Genomic DNA, 19,944 nt, shown 5'->3' with positions numbered 1-19,944 from the left:
GTAGTAACAACAAGTCTCTCTACGAATGATTCTAGGGTCTGCCCTTCGCTGCGGTGAGGGCGGACGGCAGGGCGAAACGATGCTATTGCACGAGCTTTTCCGACAGCGGCTGCGGTGGATGCCCGGTCTGGCCATGCTGGCGCTCGGTGCCTGCGGTGGTGGTGACGGTGGCCTGGGCGGCGGGGTGGCAGTGGAAAATTTTCCGATCGCCTACGTCAAGCGGAGCGTGGACGTCGAGGCGATGGATCAGGTCGATGTGCGCAATCCACTCGAATTCAACGCCGGCGCGGATCTCTATGTGCGCGATCTCGCCGCGCCCGGGGCCAGCGACCGCAACGTGACCCTGAGGGTTACCGGCGGCGCGGGCGATGTCAAGGATGTCGAGGCCTCCTTCGACGGCGCCAGACTGATCTTCGCCTTGCGGCTCCCGGAGATTGAGGGCGCCGATCCCGAGGACCAGCCGACCTGGAATATCTGGGAGTACGAGTTCGCCACCGATACCCTGCGCCGCGTCATCGCCTCGGACACCGTCGCCGAAGCCGGACAGGACGTGGCGCCGCATTACCTGCCGGACGGACGTATCGTGTTTTCTTCCACGCGCCAGCGTCAGGCGAGCGCCCTCCTGCTCGACGAAGGCAAGCCGCAGTTCGCCGCGCTTGACGAGGATCTGGACGACCCGGCGGCAGTGCTGCATGTCATGAACGCCGACGGCAGCGACATCCATCAGATCTCTTTCAATCAGAGCCACGATCTGGATCCAGCCGTGCTGGACAGCGGCGAGATTGTGTTTAGCCGCTGGGATCACATGGGCGGACGCAACGCCGTCAGCCTGTACCGGGTCCGCCCTGATGGCACCGAATTGCAGCCCTTTTACGGCGTGCACAGCCATGACACGGGCACCAACGGCGCGACGGTGCAGTTTCTCGCCCCGCGACCGACGCGCGACGGCCGGATCATGAGTCTGCTGAAACCCTTTACCGGCACTCGTGGGGGCGGCGACATCGTACTGGTGGATATCGACAACTACATCGACAACGAGCAACCGGTGATCGCGAGCCAGGGTATCCTCACGGGCCCGGGCCAGGTCTCGATCGCCGCGAGTCAGATACGTACCGACGGCGAGCCGTCCCCGGGGGGGTATTTCAGCGCCGCCTATCCGCTCTGGGACGGGACCAATCGCGCCCTGGTGAGCTGGACGCTGTGCCGGCTGCTCGAGGATGAAGTGATCGTGCCGTGCACCGATGAGCGTCTCGCCGATCCTGAAGCCGAGGAGGCGCCGCCACTGTATGGCATTTATGTGCTGGACATGGATAACGATACCCTGCGCCCGCTGACGCGGCCGGAGGAAGGGGTTATGTACACCGAGGTCGTCGCCATGCAGTCACGTGCCCTGCCGGACATCCTGCTCGACAAGCAGACCGGGGTGGATCTCGACGGCACGCTGGCAGATGAAGGTGCCGGCGTGATCGATATCCGTACGGTGTACGATTTCGACGGCGTCTTCAACAACCTCGGCTCGGGCGCGGCCAGCATCGCGGCAGTGGCCGATCCGGCGCAGACCCTGGCGGCCGACCGGCCGGCGCGTTTCCTGCGCGTCGTGAAGGCCGTCGGCATCCCCGATGAAGACGTCAGGGAGATACCCAACACGGCCTTCGGGCGCAGCACCCAGCAGCGGATGCGCGAGATCGTCGCCTATGCGCCGATCGAGCCGGACGGCTCGGTCAAGATCAAGGTGCCGGCGAACGTTCCGCTCGCGCTCAGCGTCCTCGATGGCGACGGCCGTCGCATTGGTGCGCGTCACCAGTACTGGATCCAGGTTCGTCCGGGGGAAACAGTGACGTGCAACGGCTGTCACAGCCCGGCCAGCGAGGCGGGGCACGGACATGCGCAGGGACCGGCATCGATTTATGCCGGAGCCACTTCAACGGGCGTGCCGTTCCCGAATACCGAGTCCGCGCTTTTCACCGATTTCGCCGAGACCATGGCGCAGACCCGTACACGCATCGATGTCGCGGCACTGCAGCCCAGCATGGACATCATCTATGACGATGTGTGGACGGACGAGACCGCCGCCGGTCGCGCGAAGGACACCAGCTTTGCCTGGCGCTATGCCGATCTCGCCACTCCCGCACCGGTGAGCACGGAATGCCAGACTGCCTGGAACAGCCTGTGCCGTATCATCATCAACTATGAGGATCACATTCATCCCCTGTGGGGACGGGACCGCGGCGCGAATACCTGCAGCGCCTGCCACGGCACGCTCGATGCTATGAACAACCCCCAGGTGCCGGCGGCTCAGCTTGATCTCGGCGACGGTCCGTCCGACGCCGAACCCGATCACTTCAAATCCTATCGGGAGTTGCTCTTTCCGGATAACGAGCAGGAGCTCGTGGCGGGTGTGCTGGTCGATGTCCAGGTGCAGGCGACTGATGGCATGGGAAATCCCCTGTTCGAGACGGATGCCAACGGCGACCCGATCCTGGACGGCGACGGCAATCCGATTCCGGTGCTGGTGACCGTCGGGGTCAATCCGACAATGTCGACCGCCGGGGCACGGGCGAGCACTGCATTCTTCGATTTGTTCGACGCCGGCGGCAGCCACGCCGGTTTCCTCGATCCGGCAGAGCTGAAATTGATCGCGGAATGGCTGGACATAGGGGCTCAGTACTATAACAATCCGTTCGACGTGCCACCGCCCTGAGCGCGGCTGGCGAGACAAGCATCCCCCGTTTTGAGAGTCAGGACGGCCGGGGTACGGTCGATAACCTCGGTGGAGGCGGGGGATACCCTTGCCGTTTGTGTTAAGGCCAGGATGGAGCATGGATTTCGTCAGGGAAAAATGCAGTGAAGCGGCGCGGGAAAGCGCGCGATTTGTCCGGGCCGGCTGCCTGATGATGCTGTCCGCCTTGCTGTGGGGAACGGCATGGGGAGCGGATGAGGTGCCCCAGACAGTCGAGATCGCCGATCCCTATATCGAAATGCACACCGGACCTGGACGCGGTTATCCGATCTTTCACGTGGAAGAGCGCGGCACGACGATCACGCTGCTGAAACGCAAGACCAGCTGGTTCAAGGTGCGCACGGACAGGGACATCGAAGGCTGGGTGGACCGCACCCAGCTCGAGCGCACACTTGACCCGTCGGGAGAACAGGTGCGCGTGCAGGAGGCGACGGTCGATGACTATGCCCGTCGCCGCTGGGAGGCGGGCGTCATGGGCGGCGACTTCGACGGGGCGAATGAGATCTCCGTTTATGGCGCCTATGCGCTGACGGAAGGCCTGTCCGCCGAATTGTCCTTGACCCAGGTGCTGGGCGAGTTTTCCGAGAGCCTCCTGTTCGGGGTGGACCTGCTGGCGCAGCCGTTTCCGGACTGGCGCTTCTCCCCGTTCTTTGCGCTCGGTACGGGTGTCATCGACACCAATCCACGCACGGTGCTGGTGCAGGCCCAGGATCGCAACGACCGCATGAGCCATGTCGGCATCGGCCTGCGCACCTATCTGTCGAGGCGCTTCATGTTGCGTATGGAATACCGCAGCCACGTGGTTTTCACCAGCCGGGACGATAACGAGGAAATCGACGAATGGAAAATCGGATTTGGGGTGTTTTTCTGAGTCGCGTCGCTATGGCCGGACCGTGTGGCGCTGGGCGCGGGGCGATTGGTTTGGCGGCCATCCTGGTCGCCGGTGGCGCGCAGGCGCAGGCACCCGAGGGCGACATCGTAGGTGCCGAGCCGGTCGTGCAGCCGCAGCTCGATCGGCGCGCGGTCAAGGAAAACAGGATCGATACCGAGGATTTCGAGATCGGTCTCTTTGCCGGGGTGATGAGTGTGGAGGATTTCGGCACCAACAGCGTGTTCGGAATACGACTCGCCTATCACGTGACCGAGGATATTTTTGTCGAGACCGCATACGGCATGACGGACGCCGGCCTCACCAGTTATGAGCGACTGGGCGGTGCCGTCACTGTATTGACGGATGATGAACGGGAGTACAGCTATTACAATCTCTCGCTCGGTTACAACCTGCTCCCGGGCGAATCATTCATCGGCAGCAGTCGCGCATTCAGCTCCGACATGTATCTCATCGGCGGCATCGGGGCGACGGAGTTTGCCGGGGACAATCGCTTTACCTGGAATTTCGGCGCAGGTTACCGCCTGCTGCTGAATGACTGGCTGGCATTGCATGCGGACGTACGCGACCACATGTTCGACATCGATGTGCTGGGCGAGGACAAGACCGCGCACAATATCGAAATCCATGCCGGGGCGACCGTATTTTTCTGACGCGAGGTGACCATGTACAGACTGCGTTTCCATACCTATATATATGTCCTGCTTGTCCTGCTGCTCACCGTGTTCGCAATCGCGCCTGCCGTGGCCGCTGAACAGGTATCGGGGCCGGCGCCCGATTTCACCCTCAAGAGCAGCAGCGGGGAGAACATCAAGTTGAGCGAGCTGCGCGGCCAGGTCGTGCTGATAAACTTCTGGGCCTCGTGGTGCGGCCCCTGCCGCAAGGAGATGCCCTTGCTCGACCAGCTCTACCAGCAATACAAGCCGCTCGGTTTTACCGTGCTCGGTGTCAATGTGGAGGAAGACCCGGCTCAGGCGCGCACACTGCTGGGCAAGATCCCAGTGAGTTTCCCCGTCCTGTTCGACGGTACGAACGCGGTGAGCAAGCAGTACGATGTGATCGCCATGCCGACGACGGTGATCGTCGATCGCAACGGCAATATGCGCTATCTGCACAAGGGCTACATGCCGGGCTATGAAGACGCCTATCAGCAGCAGGTACGTGCCCTGCTGACGGAGCGTATGTGAACAATCTGCGCGCTTTGGCTCTGCTCCTGGCCGCACTGTTGCCACTTGCAGGCTGCGCCATCGAGCCATGGGTAAAGCCCTATGAACGCGCCAACCTGGCGGATCCGATCATGAGCTTCGATCGGGATCCCGTTTCGAGCGCCTACCGTAACCATGTGTTCCAGGCGCGCGAGGCGGCGCGCGGTGCCGAGGGTGGACAGGGAGGCGGCTGTGGTTGCAATTAGGACCCTGGCCGCAGGCGGGATCAGATTCCTGCTGCTCTCCGCCGCCGGCTGCTCGCTTTCCCTGCTCGCCGCAGTATTGCCGGAGGATCGCTTTGACACCTTGTACCATTCCTATGACGGGGGCGGCGTGCGGATCAACGGGCCTTCCATCCTGGCGCGTAAGAGCATCGGCGAGAGCAGCTCGGTGTCGGCGAATTACTACATCGATTCCATCTCCAGCGCCTCGATCGATGTGGTGACATCGGCCAGTCGCTACGACGAGGAGCGGACCGAGCGCAGCTTGGGCGTCGACTACCTGCGTGACAATGTGATGATGAGCCTGGGCTACACGCGCAGCGAGGAAAACGATTATCTGGCCAATACCGCGAGTTTTTCCATCAGTCAGGACATGTTTGGAGATTTAACCACCGTTTCAATGGGTTATTCGCGCGGATGGGACACGGTGGGGAAGCGCGGAGACGAGGATTTCGCCGAAGATACCGCGCGCCAGAACTACCGTATCGGGGTGTCGCAGGTGGTGAGCAAGAACATGCTGCTCGATCTCAGCCTGGAGACGGTCACGGACGAAGGCTACCTCAACAATCCTTATCGCTCGGTGCGCTATCTCGACGCCGGCAGCGCGCTCGGCTACAGCTTCGAGCCCGAGGTCTATCCGCGCACGCGCGACAGCAACGCATTCGCGATCAAGGCGCTCTACTATCTGCCCTACCGGGCCTCGCTCAGCGCGGGCTACCGTTATTTTACCGACTCCTGGGGGATCCGGGCCGACACGTATGAAATCGGGTATACTCACCCCACCGAAAGGAGATGGATCTTCGACATCACGTACCGCCTGTACAGCCAGAACCACGCTGATTTCTACAGCGACCTCTTCCCGCGGCAGCAGGCGCAGAACTTCCTGGCGCGAGACAAGGAGTTGAGCACATTCAGCAGTACGGCGATCGGCCTCGGCGCGAGTTACGAATTGGCCCCGGGGACGTGCAGCTGCATCGACAAGGGCGCCTTGACCCTGTCCTACGAGCGCATCCATTTTACGTACGATGATTTTCGCGATATCAGCAACGGGGGCGCGCCCGGTGAGGAGCCCTTCTATGATTTCAACGCCGATGTCCTCCAGCTCTATCTCTCGGTCTGGTATTGACGGGTGGCAGCGGGCGCACCTCTCCGGCGCGGCGCATCCGGTTTGGCAGTGTGGAATATTCGTTGACGGTGCATCATGATGAAGAGACTGCTGTTTATATCGCTGTTACTCATGTCCGTCGCCGGGCTCACGCCGGGTACTGGCCTCGATGCGTACGCCGCCGCGCCCGCGGCCGGGGACTACAAGGCGCTCGACGAGGAGGTCCAGTCGCTGCAGCAGGAGATCCTCGAAGTCGGCCGCGATCTGTTCGTGCTGGAGGAGGAACTGCTGTTTCCCGCGACCACCCAGGTCTCGGTCTTCCTCTCAATGGACGTCGGCGAGTTCTTCCAGCTCGACTCCGTCCAGCTGAAGATCGGCGAGAAGGAAGTGGCGAACTATCTCTACACCCAGCGCGAGGTCGACGCGCTAAAGCGCGGCGGCGTGCAGCGGCTCTACGTCGGCAACCTGAAACTGGGTGACCATGAACTGGTGGCGTTTTTCACCGGCAAGGGACCCCATGATCGCGATTACCGTCGGGGTGCCAATCTGACCTTCAAGAAGGGGATTGGGCCGAAGTACATCGAACTCAAGATCGTCGATCTGGAAAAGAAGCAACAGCCCGAGTTTTCGATCAGCGAATGGGAGTGACAAGGCAGTCGCGGATGGCGGACGCCTGGCGTCCGCCGAGCTTGCGTCGGTGTCTCGGCGCCATGGGTCTCGGCCTGCTCATGCTGGCGGCCGGGCCGGCCCCGGCCGCCCCGGCGGAGGCCCCGGGGGTGCGTGAGCTGTTTTACCGCGAAGTCCTCTTCCAGTACTACCAGCAGGATTATTTCTCCGCCATCACGCATCTCCTCGCCGCTCAGCAGCAGGGGCATATCGAACGTGACCGGGCCGACACGGAACTGCTGCGCGTAGGCATTGAGCTTTCCTACGGGCTGCACGCGAACGCGCTGGAGATATTCAAGCGCAATCTCTCCGGTGTGGCGGACCCGACAGCACGCGATCGCATCTGGCTCGCGCTGGCCAAGACATGGATGCGTCGCGGCTATGTCGACCGCGCGGAGGAGGCGCTGGCGCAGATCGGCTCCGGTCTGGGCAAGGAAGGGCGCGCGGAGCAGGCGCTGCTGCAGGCGCAGATACTGATGCAGAAACAGCGCTACGCCGAGGCGGTGACGAAGCTTTCGGTGCCGCAGGCAGCGCAGGAGTGGGCGCCCTACCTGCGGTACAATCAGGCCGTCGCGCTGCAGCAGTCCGGACAAACGACCGCCGGCATGGCGTTGCTCGATGAGCTGGGTCAACTCAAGAGCGAGAACCCGGATCTGCTCGCGCTGCGTGACAAGGCCAATCTTGCGCTCGGTTTCGCCTATCTCGGCACGCAGCGGCCCGAGGCCGCAAAGGCCACGCTCGGGCGCGTGCGTCTCGACAGCCCGTTTTCTCCGCGCGCCCTGCTCGGGCTCGGCTGGGCGGAATACGATCTGGGCAATCTCTCCCAGGCCTTGAACTCATGGCGGGAACTCGAGGCGCGCGACGTGCCGGACGCCGCCAAGCACGAGGCCTCGGCGATGATTCCATTCACCCAGTGGCGTCTGCACGCCTATCGGGAGGCGGTGCAGAAATATCGCGACGTCATCGATGTCTACGACGGCGAACTCGCGCTCCTGGACGAGATGATCGCGCAGACCGGACAGGGGACCCTGATCTCCGATCTGGCGGATGACGGCCAGACCGATCCGGATCTGGACATTCTCCCGGCGCGCATCCCCGATGCCCGGGCCCGTTCCTATCTGCTGTCACTGCTGGCCAGCGATGGTTTTCGCGAGGCCTTCACCACCTACCGTAATCTGCGCGCCCAGCAGCGGCGCCTGCAAACCTGGACGGAAGACATGTCCGCCTTCACGGACATGCTCGCCACGCGGCGTTATGCCTATGAGTCGCGCCTTCCACAGGTACAGGAGCGGTTGCAGGGGCTGGACTGGCGCGCGCTTGACGCGGAGGTCCAGGCCTATGTCGGGCGCGTCGACGCAATCGCCGTGAAGCAAGACGCCCTGGCGCTGGCGACCGCAGAGGAGCAACGCCAGCTCGGCGAAATTCAGCGCATCGAGACCCGTCTCACGCGATACCCACAGGCGCACGAACTGGACGCGCAGCGGCAGCGGTTGCACGTCCTGAAGGGCATGTTGAACTGGCAGATCGAGGGCCGCTACCCACCGCGCCTGTGGGATGCGCGCAAAAGCGTAAACGCGCTCAAGGACGAACTCGGCACGGCCATGGCCCAGCGCTCACTGCTCGCAGTGGCCCAGGTCGAGGCGCCCAAGCGCTTCGAGGGATACGATGCGCGCATTACCGACCTGCGTGCCCGCGTCTCCGTGTTGCAGCGGCGCCTCGCGGGCGCGGTGCTCGGCCATGAGCGTTATCTGCAGTCCCAGGTCCAGGCCGAACTGGAGCGGCACAAGGGCGAGCTGCACACCTACCAGCTCGAGGCGCGCTATGCCCTGGCCAGGCTGCTGGATGAGATTGCGACCGGCCCGGAGGGCAACTGATGCGCCGGGCTCGTCATACCGTAACCATTGCCTGTCTGCTCGCGGCCGGCTGCGCATCGCCGCCTCCGCGCGACAACGCACGCACCATCAAGAGCCTGGAACAACAGGCCATCGTGGTGGTGCATGAAGCGGCACGCAGCGACAAACAACAGGCGATGGACGCCTACCGGGCCTTCGTCGAGATCGCTGGCGACGATGCGCGGCGCATGCAGGCGATGCGCCGCATCGCCGATCTGCAGCTGATGATCAGCGAGGAGGCGACGCCGGACGAGGCCCGCGCGCGGACGGACGGAAAAGATTTTGCCGCCGCCGCGGATTTGTACCGCGAACTGCTGCGGGCATATCCCGCCTATCCGGAACAGGACGGGGTGCTCTACCAGATGGCGCGTGCCTACGACAATGCCGGTTCTGCGGATCAGGCCCTGGCGGCCCTCGATCGGCTGGTGAAAGACTATCCGGCATCACCCTATTACCTGGAGGCGCAGTTCCGTCGCGGGGAGATACTGTTCGTCGAGAAATCCTATGCCGAGGCGGAAAGTGCCTATCGCAGCGTGATCGCCGCCGGCAGCAAAGGATCCGCATTTTATGAGCAGGCGCTGTATAAGAGTGGGTGGTCCCTGTTCAAGCAGCGACAGCAGGAGCCGGCGCTGGACGCCTTCATGGCGGTGCTGGACGCGAAACTCACATCCAGCAGCCAGTTCGGCGAGTATCTGACCCCAGACGCGCTGAGCCGGGCGGATCGCGAGCTGGTGGAGGACACACTGCGCGTGATCAGCCTGACCTTTTCCGAGATGGCGGGTGCCAGTGCAGTCAACGACTATTTCAGCCGTCGCGGACACAGTCCTTACGAACACATGATCTACAACAGCCTGGGGCAGCTCTACCTCGACAAGGAACGCTACACCGACGCCGCGGAGACCTTCCACGCCTTTGTCGAATACAACCCGAACCACGCCCAGGCGCCGCTGTACCAGGTCCGCGTCTACGAGATCTATGAACAGGCGGGCTTCGCCAGCCTCGCTCTCGCGGGGAAACAGGATTTCATCGGGCGCTATGGACCGCGCAGCCCGTTCTGGAAGGAGCACGATATCGCGCGCATGCCGGTGGTCGCCCAGCATCTCAAGGAAGAGATGTACAGTGTCGCACAGCGCTATCACGCCGCCGCGCAGAAGAACCACCAGCCGGCGGATTACCGCCAGGCGGCGCAGTGGTACCGCGATTATCTGTCGTTCTTCCCTGACGATACCCGTGCGCCGATGCTCAGTTTCCTGCTCGCCGAGCTGTTGTATGAACAGGGGGAGTACCCCGAGGCAGTCGAGCGTTACGAGCAGAGTGCGTACGGCTATCCAATGCATCCCAAATCTTCCGAGGCCGGTTATGCCGCGCTGCTGGCCTACGAACGCCAGATCGGCGTAATGAGCGATCCGGAGCAGAAGAACGTCTGGCGTCTGCGCTGGGTGGACAGCGCGCAACGTTTCGATGAACGTTTCCCGACCCATCCGCAGGCGACTTCCGCGCTGACGCGTTCAGCAGAGGAGCTTTTTGCGATGGGTGACGCCTCGCGCGCCCTCGCGGTGGCGACACGCGTGCTTCAGCATATCCCTGCCGCCAGCGCCGAGCAGCGGCGCACCGCGTGGACGATCCAGGGACACGTCCATTTCGACCGCGCGGCGTATCCCGAGGCGGAACGCGCCTACCAGCAAGCCTTGAATCTGACCCCTGCCGCGGACGCTCAGGCGCGCGCCAGGCTCAATGAACGCCTCGCGGCGGCGATCTACAAGCAGGGTGAGACCGCGCGTGCGGACGGCGATCAAGCCGCGGCGGCCGGACATTTCCTGCGCGTCGCCCAGCTTGCGCCTGGGGCGTCGATCGCCGCGGATGCCCAGTACGACGCCGCTGCGGTCATGCTGGGTGCGCAGGACTGGGATGGCGCGATCGGCGTGCTGGAACGGCTGCGGCGGGATTTCCCTGCCAGCCGCTGGCAGCCCGAGGTGACGCAGAAGCTCGCGGTCGCCTATCTGGAGAGCGGCCGGCTGGCTCAGGCGGCGGATGAATTCAAGCGCATCGGGCAGAGCGCGGGCGACCCGGCCGCCGCCGGGGAGGCGCTGTGGCAGTCGGCGGAATTGTACGGCAAGGTGGGTCGAAACGATCAGGCCGTGCTTGCCTATCAGACCTACCTGAGTTCCTCACCGCCTTCGTTCGAGCGGGCCATGGAGGCGCGGCGCCGGCTCGCCGATGCCACACGTGCCCAGAAGGATACCCCGCGTTATCACTACTGGCTGCGCGAAATCATCGAGGCCGATCGGCGCGCCGGCGCCGCGCGTACCGATTTCAGTCATACCCTGGCGGCCCAGGCCTCGCTCGAACTGGCCGAACCGCTGCGCGACAGCTATCGTCGCATCACTCTGGTGGCGCCGCTGGAGAAGAGTTTGCGCGCCAAAAAGGAAGCCATGCAGAAGGCGGTGGACGCCTACGGCAAGGCGAATGAATACGGCATCGCCGAAGTGACCACTTCGGCGACCTTCGAGATCGGCGGCATTTACCGCGATTTCGGCCGCGCCCTCCTTGATTCCCAGCGCCCGAAGGGACTGTCCGCCGACGAGCGCGAACAATACGACATCCTGCTCGAGGAACAGGCCTATCCGTTCGAGGAGGAGGCGATCAAGCTGCACGAGATCAACTACCGCCGTATCGGGGAAGGCGTATATGACCGCTGGATCAAGGCGAGTCTGGAGCAGCTCGGCGAGTTGCTGCCGGCGCGCTACGGCAAACATGAACGGCAGGTGGACTTCATCGATGAGCTGCAATAGCATACGCGCCCTGTTCCTCATGCTGGCGTGCCTGCTGCTCGCCGCCTGCGGCGGCGTGCCATCCCGGCAGGGCGCCGAGCCGGCGCCGGGTACTGCCGCGCCACCGCGCGAGGCACGCGCCGAGTTCGAGCGGGCGCTGGACATGATGCAGGAGAAACAGTACGCCGAGGCGGTTCCGGCCCTGGAGGCGATGACGCAACGCTATCCCGGGCTCACCGGGCCATACCTGAATCTGGGTATCGCCCGCATGCGTCTCGGGCAATTCGACGAAGCGGAGGCCTCGGTGCGCCGGGCGCTGGAAATAACTCCTGAAAATGCAATAGCTTACAATCTTCTCGGGCTGATACACCGGGAGGCAGGCCGGTTCCAGGAGGCGCGCGAGGACTACGAACGGGCGCTGAAGTCAGACCCGCTTTTTGCCGATGTACATCTGAATCTTGCCGTCTTGCTTGACCTCTATCTCGGACAGCCGCAGATCGCTTTGCAACACTATGAGCGCTACCAGGAGATCTCCGGTGGGGAGGACAAGCAGGTGAAGCTGTGGATCGCGGATTTGAAACAGCGTCTGCCGGCTGCCGCGCCGGTGGATGAGGGAGGCGGATCGTGAGCGTCGCGCGGATGCTGCTGCTGACGGCCGGTCTGTGGGGCGCCGCCGCCGCAGCCCAGGAGACCGCTCAGATCATCATGCCCGGCATATCGGTGATCGGCGACCAGGAGTTGCCCAAGGTGCTCTATATCGTGCCTTGGAAGGACGCCGCCGGGCCGGGCGCCATGGAGCCGCCGGTCCCGATACCCGGCGATGACGCCTTCGCGGCGCTGAACCGTGACGAGTTTCTCAGGAGACTGCGGTACCAAAGATTCGTCGACGCCCCCGCCGACGCGGCGGAACGTTGAAGGGTTTACGATTTTCAGTGAAGGAGAGTGATCATGGAGTCAATCAGCACCATCATCGGGTTTTTCCAGGAGGGCGGACTGTTCATGTATCCGATCGTCCTGGTGCTAGCCGCGGGGATCGCAATCGCCATTGAGCGTTACATTTACCTGTCGGCGGTGCGCAGCGCGAACCAGCGTCAGTGGAAGGAATTGATGGACGCGCTTTCGCGGCATGACTTCCAGCGCGCCCTGAATCTCAGCCAGAAATCGAAGGCCGCCATCGGGAAGATTCTGCTGTATGGCCTTGAGCGCACGAAATCGGCGCGCCGGCGCGACGATATCGAGACCGCCATGGAAGAAGGTTTGATGGAGATCATTCCGCGCCTGGAGAAGCGCACGCATTATCTGGCCATTTTCGCCAATATCGCGACTCTGCTCGGATTGCTCGGGACCATCATCGGTCTGATCCAGGCGTTCACCGCGGTCGGTGCGGCCAATCCGGCCGAGAAGGCCGACATGCTCTCCGCCAGTATCTCGGTGGCCATGAACACCACGGCCTTCGGCCTGATGGCGGCCATTCCGCTCCTGCTGATACACACCTTGCTGCAGACCAAGACCACCGAACTGGTCGACAGTCTCGAGATGGCGACGGTCAAGTTCATCAATATCATCGCGGAATCCGCCGCGCCCAAGGGCGTCGCGTAATGATCGGCCACCGCCGTCGTCGTCGGCACGTGCGGCCGCCCGAGGAAATGAACATCACCGCCTTCATGAATTTGATGGTGATCCTGGTGCCGTTTCTGCTGATCACGGCGGTGTTTTCCCGTGTCGCGATCCTGGAACTCACCCTGCCCTCCGACGCCGCTGCCGAACAGTCGCTGGAGCCGGGACTGCAACTCGAGATCACCGTGCGCGGTGATCGGATCGAGGTGGCCGATTCCGGCGCCGCGCCGCTGGTCATTCCCAATACCGCCTCGGGATACGACCTTAAGACCCTTTCCGCCGCCCTGCGGCGCGTGAAGGAGCATTTTCCGGAGCATACGGCGGCAACCCTGTTGATGGAACAGGACATCAGTTACGACACCCTGGTACAGGTGATGGATACCGTGCGCGTCGCGCGTGGCGTCCGGGCCGGCGCGGTGGTAAAGGCGGAGCTGTTTCCCGACATCTCCATCGGAGACGCCACCGGGGAAGCCGGCGGCGGCGCCTAGGAGGAAAGCGGGATGAAGATGTCACGGCGCGCAATGCGCATGGAGCGCAGCCATAAGCGGCATAAGGCCGTGGTCGCGCTCAACCTGGTATCCCTGATGGACATCTTCACCATTCTGGTGTTCTTCCTGCTGGTGAACTCCTCCGAGGTGGACGTGCTGCCGAATTCCAAGACCATCCAGCTGCCGGAATCCATCGCCGAGGAGCGTCCGCGTGAAAATGTGATCGTGATGATCACCGAGCGCGAGATCCTGGTGCGCGGCGACAAGGTGGCCGACGTGGACCAGGTCCTGAGCGACGACGCCAATAATGGCATCCCCGCGCTGCAACAGGCGCTTGAAGCCATCGCCGCGCGCCGTCTGCGCGTCGATCAGGAGGAGGCTGGACCCGAGGTCACCATCATGGGCGAGAAAGAGATCCCGTACCGCCTGTTGAAGAAGGTGATGCTCGCCTGTACCCAGGCCCAGTACGGCCAGGTCTCCTTCGCCGTGATGCAAAAGGTCGAAACCAACGGAACCTGATATGACCGCGACGGTGTTCTATCACAGCACGTTACTTCCCTGGACCGTGTCGCCCCAGGAGGAGGCGCGTTTCCGTCGCATCCTGCTGGCGGTGTTCGGAACGGTGCTGCTGGCCAGTCTGGTCATTCCCCTGCTGCCTGTTCCGGCGCCTTCCGAGCAGGACGCCGTGGCGGTGCCGCCACGCTTCGCCAAGCTGATCATGCAGGAACGGCCCAAGCCTCCGCCGCCGCCACCGGTGGTCGAGAAGCCCGAGCCCAAGCCGGAGCCCGAGAAGGCCGTGGAAAAGCCCCCCGAGCCGGAGATTCCGAAACCCCAGCCCCGAGAGGAGAAGGTCGCGGTCCCCACACCGCCACCGCCGAGCGCACGGGAAAAGGCCGCGCGTAGCGGCCTGCTCGCCTTGCGTGACGAACTGGCGGACCTGCGCACGGACACCGTGGCCGAGGCGCTGGAGAAGCAGCCCTTGCGCAAATCCGCGACGGCGGAACCCGCCGCGGGTGACACCACGCGCTCGATCATCACCTCCCAGGTTGCCAGCGGGAGCGGCGGCATCAATACGAGCCGCCTGAGCCGGGATACCGGCGGGACCCAGTTGGCCGGCCGTGAGACCACGCGGGTGACCGCGCCGGTCGATGAGACCGTAAGCGCCCGGGGTCCGACCGAGTCCGCGGCAGGAAAAACCGGGCCGTTGCCAGCACGTTCCAGCGAAGAGATCCAGGTGATCTTCGATCGCAACAAGGGCACGCTGAATGCGATTTACAACCGGGCCCTGCGCCAGAATCCGGCCCTGGCCGGCAAGGTCGTGCTGAAACTGACCATCGCGCCGGATGGCACGGTGAGTCAGTGTGAACTGGTGTCGAGCGAACTCGACGATCCGGAACTGGAGCGCAAACTGATCGCGCGCGTGCAGTTGTTCGATTTCGGACAGAAAAGCGCGGCGGCTACCACCATCACGTACCCGATCGATTTTTTCCCGGGCTGACGCAGGCCGTCCGGATTCAGCTTTTCAGCGCGGCCTCGTGGCGGTCGAAGGCGAGGTGGCTCGGCAGGGTGATATCCACCGCGATGGGCAGGTGGTCCGAGACGGTGTGTGGCAATACCTGCGCCTCGTCGATCCTGATGTCCGGCGTTGCCAGAATGTGGTCGATATTGCGATGAGGACGCCAGCTCGGGAAGGTCGGCAATTCATCGACCGGCCGGCACAGGCGGGTGTGCGTGTGCAGCAATGCCATCTCCTCGCTCTGTGCCCGGCAGTTGAAATCCCCCATGACCATGACGTGCTCGTAACGATTGACGAGGCGGATGATGTAGGCGATCTGCCGCAGCCGCGCGCGTTTGCTCAGGGCCAGATGGACCAGCAGCAGGACCAGGGGCGTCTCCCCGGCGCGCCCGTAGTGGGCCTCGAGCAGGCCGCGGCCGGGGATGAAACCGGGCAACTTGTGTTCATAGATGCAGAGCGGCTTTCTCCGGCTTAGCAAACCATTGCTGTGCTGTGCGAGTTTCCCCAGGTTGCGGTTGGTCTGGGAATACCAGTAGGGGAACGACGCATGCTGGGCGAGGAATTCGATTTGGTTGACGTATAGGCTGCGGAAGCTGCCGGCGTCGGCCTCCTGCAGCGCGACGATATCGTAGCTGTGCACGACACGCGCAATGCGCTCGAGGTTGCTCAGGCTCTCCGCGTGCGGCAGTACGTGTTTCCAGCTGTGGGTCAGATAATGATGGAAACGCCGTGAGGCGATGCCGACCTGGATGTTATAGGTGATGAGGCGGAGCCGCAGCTCACCCCCGGCGGGATCCCGCGCCTGTAGCGGGCGCGAAGGATCGCCGGAGGGCAGGTGATTCAGCTCGATCATATCGGGCACACCATCTCTCCCAGCTTGGCCGTGAGTTTGAGATTTTCGCTGTAGTCTACCGGGCAATCGATGATGCTGACAGTGTTATCGGCCAGGCTCTGGCGGAGTAAAGGCAGTAAATCTTCAGATTTTTCAACGCGATAACCCCGGGCGCCGAAGGCCTCCGCATACTTGACGAAATCCGGGTTGGTGAAGCGGACGTTGCTGCAGCGGCCATAGGCCTGCAACTGTTTCCATTCGATCAGCCCGTAGCCGTTATCGTTCCAGATCAGGATCACGAACGGCGTTTTGAGTCGCAGCGCGGTCTCGATCTCCTGCGAGTTCATCATGAATCCGGCATCGCCGGTGACGGCCACCACGGCGCGTTCCGGGAAGGCGAGCTTGGCGGCGACGGCGCCGGGCACGGCGATACCCATGCTGGCGAAACCGTTGGAAATGATGCAGGTGTTGGGGTATTCGCAGCGGAACATACGCGCCATCCACAGCTTGTGGGCGCCGACGTCGCAGATCACGATGTCCTCCAGGCCAAGCGCGGTGCGCAGGTCCCAGATGATCTTCTGGGGCTTGAGCGGCATACTGCGGTCGTCGCGATGCTGATTCATTTCCTCGATCAGGGCCTCGCGCAGGGGCCGCATGCGATGGCCCTGATGCGGTGTGGCCGTCTCGGCCAGACGCATCAGGCCATGCTTGAGGTCGCCGACTACGCTGACCTCCACGCAATAGCTGGCGTCGGTCTCCGCGGGCGAGGAATCGACGTGGACGATGATGCGGTCGCGGGTGCGGTGCCAAAGATGCGGGTGGTATTCGACCAGGTCATAACCGACGCAGACGATGACATCGGCATGGTCGAAACCGCAGTTTATGTAATCCTTGGCCTGCAGGCCGACCGTGCCGAGCGCGAGCGGATGGCGGAAGGGGACCACTCCCTTGGCCATGAAGGTGTTGGCGACCGGGATGTTGAGACGTTCCGCGAACGTCTCAAGTTCGCGCCAGGCACGGGCGCGGATCACGCCGTTGCCCGCCAGGATCATGGGTGAACGGGCATTGGAGATCAGTTCGGCCGCACGCAGCACACTGGCCGCCGCGGGCTCCGGCATGGCCGGATGCCGTACCGGCAGGGGTGCTGCGTCGACCTCCATCGAGGCGACGTTCTCCGGAAATTCGATGAAGGAGGCGCCGGCCTTTTCGAGCTGGGCCTGCATGAAGGCCTTGCGGATCACCTCGGGGATGATATTCGGGGTAAGCAGGCGCGAGGAATATTTCGTGATGTGCTGGAAAATCAACTCCAGATCCAGCACCTGGTGGGATTCCTTGTGCAGGCGATGGGTGCCCGCCTGGCCGGAGATCGCGACCAGCGGCGCGTGGTCCATATTGGCGTCCGCAACCGCGGTGATCAGATTGGTCGCGCCGGGTCCGAGCGTGGAGAGACAGACGCCCGCGCGGCCGGTAAGCCGGCCGTGGACATCGGCCATGAATGCCGCGCCTTGCTCGTGCCGCGTCGTGACGAAGCGGATCGAGGAGTCGCGCAGGGCATCCATCAGTTCGAGGTTTTCCTCGCCGGGGATCCCGAAGATGTATCCGACACCCTCGTTTTCCAGGCACCTGACCAGAAGTTCCGCGGCCTTCATGGCTGCGTCGCACATCCCTCGCCGCTTTCGGCCGTGCTCACGGACGCTGACCGGGTTCCGGGGGTATTCGTCATTTCGCCAGGGAACGGCTTTCCTGGGCGACGAGGAAATTCATCACGTCCAGCAGGCGCTCGTAGGAGCGCGTCATGCCCGGCCCGGTGCGGTACTTTCCATTGATGATGACCGATGGCGTGCCGTCGATGCCATAACGCTGCGTCATCTGGCGCGCGCGCTGCACCTTGCTTTCGACGCCGAAGGAATGATAGGCGTCGCGGAACTGATCTTCGCTCACGCCATGTTCGACGAAGAATTTCATCATGTCCTGCTCGCTGTCGAGGCGGCGCTTGTCGCGATGGATCGCGTCGAACAGGGCGGCATGGAGCTTGTCGGTGACGCCCAGCGCCTCCTCGGTGTAATAGGCCTGGGTGCCCAATGCCCAGCTTTCATTCAGGACCGCCGGCAAACGCAGGTAGTCGACATTATCCGGTTTCGTCTGCAGCCAGCGCTCGATATACGGCTGGAAGCGGTAACAGTGCGGGCAGCCATACCAGAACACCTCGATCACCTCGACTTTGGTCCGATCTGCGGTGGGCTGTGCGGGTGTCACGAGTTCGTAGTCCACCCCTTCCTGAAAGCGCAGGGGGACCGCCGCCTGCGCTACGACGGCGGTCAGCAGCAGCAAGGATCCAATGAGAATTTTGTCTAGACGCATAGGTACCTCTGGAAATGGATTGCCGATGCGTGCGCCGGTGCCACCCGGCCCTCCGCATCCAGAAGCTGAAAGTATACTTTAATGTCCAGGCAATCCCCAGCATCCTCGATGGCCGCCAAACCGGCGGATTTCCCCCGCTATGGTGTACAATCAGGCACTTGTGGTCCGGGCGCGGTCCCGCCCGGCGGACGCGCGCATTCCAGGAGACTCCGATGGCCAAACAGCAGATCGACCTGACCCAGTTCCTCAATCAGCAGTATCTGTGCGAATCGCTGACCATCGCCGAGGTGCAGAAACTGTTGGAATACACCGAGGTGGTGAAATACAAGAAGGGCCAGGTGATCGCGGACATCGGCGAAGTCGGCGATGCCCTCTATTTCGTGGTCAGCGGCGAGGCGCTGCTTTCGCTCGAGGAAGGCGGCCAGGAGACCGAGGTCGGGCGCATCTCTTCGGGGGAGATGATGGGCGAGATGTCCTTCTTCGACCGTAAACCGCGTCTGCTGCGGATGCGCTCCGGCCGCGCCGAGACCCAGCTGCTGAAGTTGTCGCGTCCAATGTACGAGCGTCTCCGGGTCGAGCATCCCTATATCGCCGTCAACCTGCTGGAGCATGCGATCATCAGCCTCGACCACCTGCTGCGACATGTCAGCACCGAGGAGGTCAACCTCGCCCGTTACGTGTTCGGCAAGGGAAAGCGCTGATCCCCGATTCGCGGGCGCGACACGGCCGTCCGTCATGCAGTTGCCGGTAAAGAACCCCCTGTCTTATTTCCAGCGCGCATGCTTCCTGCTCGGTGCGCAGCGTGCCGACTCGATGCCACCCGACCGCGGTTTCGAGGTGGCCTTCGTCGGGCGCTCAAACTCGGGCAAATCGAGCAGCATTAACGCGATCGTCGGCCGGCGCGCGCTGGCGCGGGCGAGCAGGACCCCGGGTCGCACGCAACAGATCAACTTCTTCGATCTGGGCGACGATCGTCGCCTGGTCGACCTGCCCGGCTACGGTTATGCCGAGGTACCCGACCGTTTGCGGCAGGAGTGGCGGCCGTTGATCGAGGCGTATCTGGACGGCCGCCGCTCGCTCTGTGGTCTGATTCTGACCGCCGATTGCCGGCGTTCTCTCGATGACCTCGAGCGGATGATCATCGACTGGTGCAAACCTCGGAGTATGCCGGTGCATATCCTGCTGACCAAATCCGACAAGCTGAGTCGCGGCGCGGGACACAAGGCCTTGCATGCCTGGCGGCGCGGCTTATCCACGGACGACGCAAGCGTGAGTGTACAGCTCTTTTCCTCCACGAACCGGGACGGAGTGGACGAGGCACGGGATAAGGTGGTCGCCTGGCTGAATTTCGGGCAAAAAAAAGCCCCAGTATGAGAGAGGGAGGGATACCTGGGGCGAACAAGCCCGGCTTGGGGTTACCGGGTATGGAATCCCCGCAAGTGGGAGGTTCGCGGGGAGCGTAAACTAACTCTGTCTGAAAGATCAGACTGTCCCGTCCGCAAAAAGTTCGCGCAGATCGGGAAGTTTTTTTCGCTTCGGGGCGGCGCCAGGCACGGGGGCGAAAATTTATTCTTTGACAGAGAGATACAGCGACCTATCAGGAATCAGGGTCGAGTGGCGGAAAAACGTCGCCGACCTCGC

At 63.1% G+C, this 19,944-nt stretch carries 20 protein-coding genes; 17 read left to right on the top strand and 3 right to left on the bottom strand.

Annotated features, from left to right (window positions below):
- The first annotated feature begins 79 nt into the window (after positions 1-79).
- The 15 genes from IPM20_09835 to IPM20_09765 all read left to right on the top strand — a co-directional run bounded on the left by IPM20_09835 (position 80) and on the right by IPM20_09765 (position 15,092).
- Positions 80-2,701, top strand: coding sequence for a hypothetical protein (locus IPM20_09835; protein MBK9131916.1), 2,622 nt, complete (start codon positions 80-82; stop codon positions 2,699-2,701).
- A gap of 118 nt (positions 2,702-2,819) precedes the next feature.
- Complete coding sequence (locus tag IPM20_09830; GenBank protein MBK9131915.1) at positions 2,820-3,611, top strand: SH3 domain-containing protein; 792 nt, start codon at positions 2,820-2,822, stop codon at positions 3,609-3,611.
- The gene (locus tag IPM20_09825) at positions 3,581-4,282 is read left to right on the top strand and encodes an outer membrane beta-barrel domain-containing protein (protein MBK9131914.1); all 702 of its coding nucleotides are present in this window, start codon (positions 3,581-3,583) and stop codon (positions 4,280-4,282) included. The genes IPM20_09830 and IPM20_09825 overlap by 31 nt, the downstream gene beginning before the upstream one ends.
- 12 nt (positions 4,283-4,294) lie before the next feature.
- Positions 4,295-4,816: a TlpA family protein disulfide reductase gene (locus IPM20_09820; protein ID MBK9131913.1), complete on the top strand. Its 522-nt coding sequence runs from the start codon at positions 4,295-4,297 to the stop codon at positions 4,814-4,816.
- A gap of 5 nt (positions 4,817-4,821) precedes the next feature.
- Positions 4,822-5,040 (top strand): DUF4266 domain-containing protein, encoded by a 219-nt coding sequence (locus IPM20_09815; protein ID MBK9131912.1) that lies wholly within the window; start codon positions 4,822-4,824, stop codon positions 5,038-5,040.
- Entirely contained in the window at positions 4,970-6,181 is a 1,212-nt protein-coding gene (locus IPM20_09810; GenBank protein MBK9131911.1) for a DUF3570 domain-containing protein, read from the top strand. Before IPM20_09815 ends, IPM20_09810 begins: the two co-directional genes overlap by 71 nt.
- A gap of 78 nt (positions 6,182-6,259) precedes the next feature.
- Positions 6,260-6,808, top strand: coding sequence for an AraC family transcriptional regulator (locus IPM20_09805; protein ID MBK9131910.1), 549 nt, complete (start codon positions 6,260-6,262; stop codon positions 6,806-6,808).
- A gap of 14 nt (positions 6,809-6,822) precedes the next feature.
- Positions 6,823-8,700: a hypothetical protein gene (locus IPM20_09800; GenBank protein ID MBK9131909.1), complete on the top strand. Its 1,878-nt coding sequence runs from the start codon at positions 6,823-6,825 to the stop codon at positions 8,698-8,700.
- Positions 8,700-11,510 (top strand): tetratricopeptide repeat protein, encoded by a 2,811-nt coding sequence (locus tag IPM20_09795; GenBank protein MBK9131908.1) that lies wholly within the window; start codon positions 8,700-8,702, stop codon positions 11,508-11,510. Before IPM20_09800 ends, IPM20_09795 begins: the two co-directional genes overlap by 1 nt.
- Entirely contained in the window at positions 11,497-12,117 is a 621-nt protein-coding gene (locus IPM20_09790) for a tetratricopeptide repeat protein (protein MBK9131907.1), read from the top strand. Before IPM20_09795 ends, IPM20_09790 begins: the two co-directional genes overlap by 14 nt.
- The gene (locus tag IPM20_09785) at positions 12,114-12,404 is read left to right on the top strand and encodes a hypothetical protein (protein ID MBK9131906.1); all 291 of its coding nucleotides are present in this window, start codon (positions 12,114-12,116) and stop codon (positions 12,402-12,404) included. Before IPM20_09790 ends, IPM20_09785 begins: the two co-directional genes overlap by 4 nt.
- A gap of 33 nt (positions 12,405-12,437) precedes the next feature.
- A complete protein-coding gene (locus tag IPM20_09780; GenBank protein MBK9131905.1) occupies positions 12,438-13,088 on the top strand; it encodes a MotA/TolQ/ExbB proton channel family protein in 651 nt (216 codons plus the stop codon).
- Positions 13,088-13,594 carry a biopolymer transporter ExbD gene (locus tag IPM20_09775; GenBank protein MBK9131904.1) on the top strand — a complete coding sequence of 169 codons (507 nt, stop codon included), beginning with the start codon at positions 13,088-13,090 and terminating at the stop codon, positions 13,592-13,594. The genes IPM20_09780 and IPM20_09775 overlap by 1 nt, the downstream gene beginning before the upstream one ends.
- A 12-nt stretch (positions 13,595-13,606) precedes the next feature.
- Entirely contained in the window at positions 13,607-14,113 is a 507-nt protein-coding gene (locus tag IPM20_09770) for a biopolymer transporter ExbD (GenBank protein ID MBK9131903.1), read from the top strand.
- A 1-nt stretch (position 14,114) separates the two neighbouring features.
- Positions 14,115-15,092, top strand: a complete 978-nt coding sequence (locus IPM20_09765; GenBank protein ID MBK9131902.1) for an AgmX/PglI C-terminal domain-containing protein — start codon at positions 14,115-14,117, stop codon at positions 15,090-15,092.
- Positions 15,093-15,108: 16 nt separating this feature from the next.
- Here the strand turns inward: IPM20_09765 and IPM20_09760 are convergent, their stop codons facing one another.
- The 3 genes from IPM20_09760 to IPM20_09750 form a co-directional block, all read right to left on the bottom strand.
- Positions 15,109-15,963 (bottom strand): endonuclease/exonuclease/phosphatase family protein, encoded by an 855-nt coding sequence (locus IPM20_09760; GenBank protein ID MBK9131901.1) that lies wholly within the window; start codon positions 15,961-15,963, stop codon positions 15,109-15,111.
- Positions 15,960-17,591: an acetolactate synthase large subunit gene (locus IPM20_09755; GenBank protein MBK9131900.1), complete on the bottom strand. Its 1,632-nt coding sequence runs from the start codon at positions 17,589-17,591 to the stop codon at positions 15,960-15,962. Before IPM20_09755 ends, IPM20_09760 begins: the two co-directional genes overlap by 4 nt.
- A 70-nt stretch (positions 17,592-17,661) precedes the next feature.
- On the bottom strand, positions 17,662-18,303 hold the full coding sequence (locus IPM20_09750; protein ID MBK9131899.1) for a thiol:disulfide interchange protein DsbA/DsbL: 642 nt from the start codon (positions 18,301-18,303) through the stop codon (positions 17,662-17,664).
- Between the two features lie 212 nt (positions 18,304-18,515).
- Between IPM20_09750 and IPM20_09745 the strand changes: the two genes are divergently transcribed.
- Together IPM20_09745 and IPM20_09740 are read left to right on the top strand one after the other, a co-directional pair.
- Positions 18,516-19,004, top strand: coding sequence for a cyclic nucleotide-binding domain-containing protein (locus IPM20_09745; GenBank protein MBK9131898.1), 489 nt, complete (start codon positions 18,516-18,518; stop codon positions 19,002-19,004).
- Positions 19,005-19,044: 40 nt separating this feature from the next.
- Positions 19,045-19,677: a YihA family ribosome biogenesis GTP-binding protein gene (locus IPM20_09740; GenBank protein ID MBK9131897.1), complete on the top strand. Its 633-nt coding sequence runs from the start codon at positions 19,045-19,047 to the stop codon at positions 19,675-19,677.
- Positions 19,678-19,944 lie beyond the last annotated feature (267 nt).

This window comes from Gammaproteobacteria bacterium (assembly GCA_016716465.1).
GTDB lineage: Bacteria > Pseudomonadota > Gammaproteobacteria > SZUA-140 > SZUA-140 > JADJWH01.
Note: the sequence above shows the minus strand (reverse complement) of the source record. Positions and strands in the feature narration are given on the sequence as shown.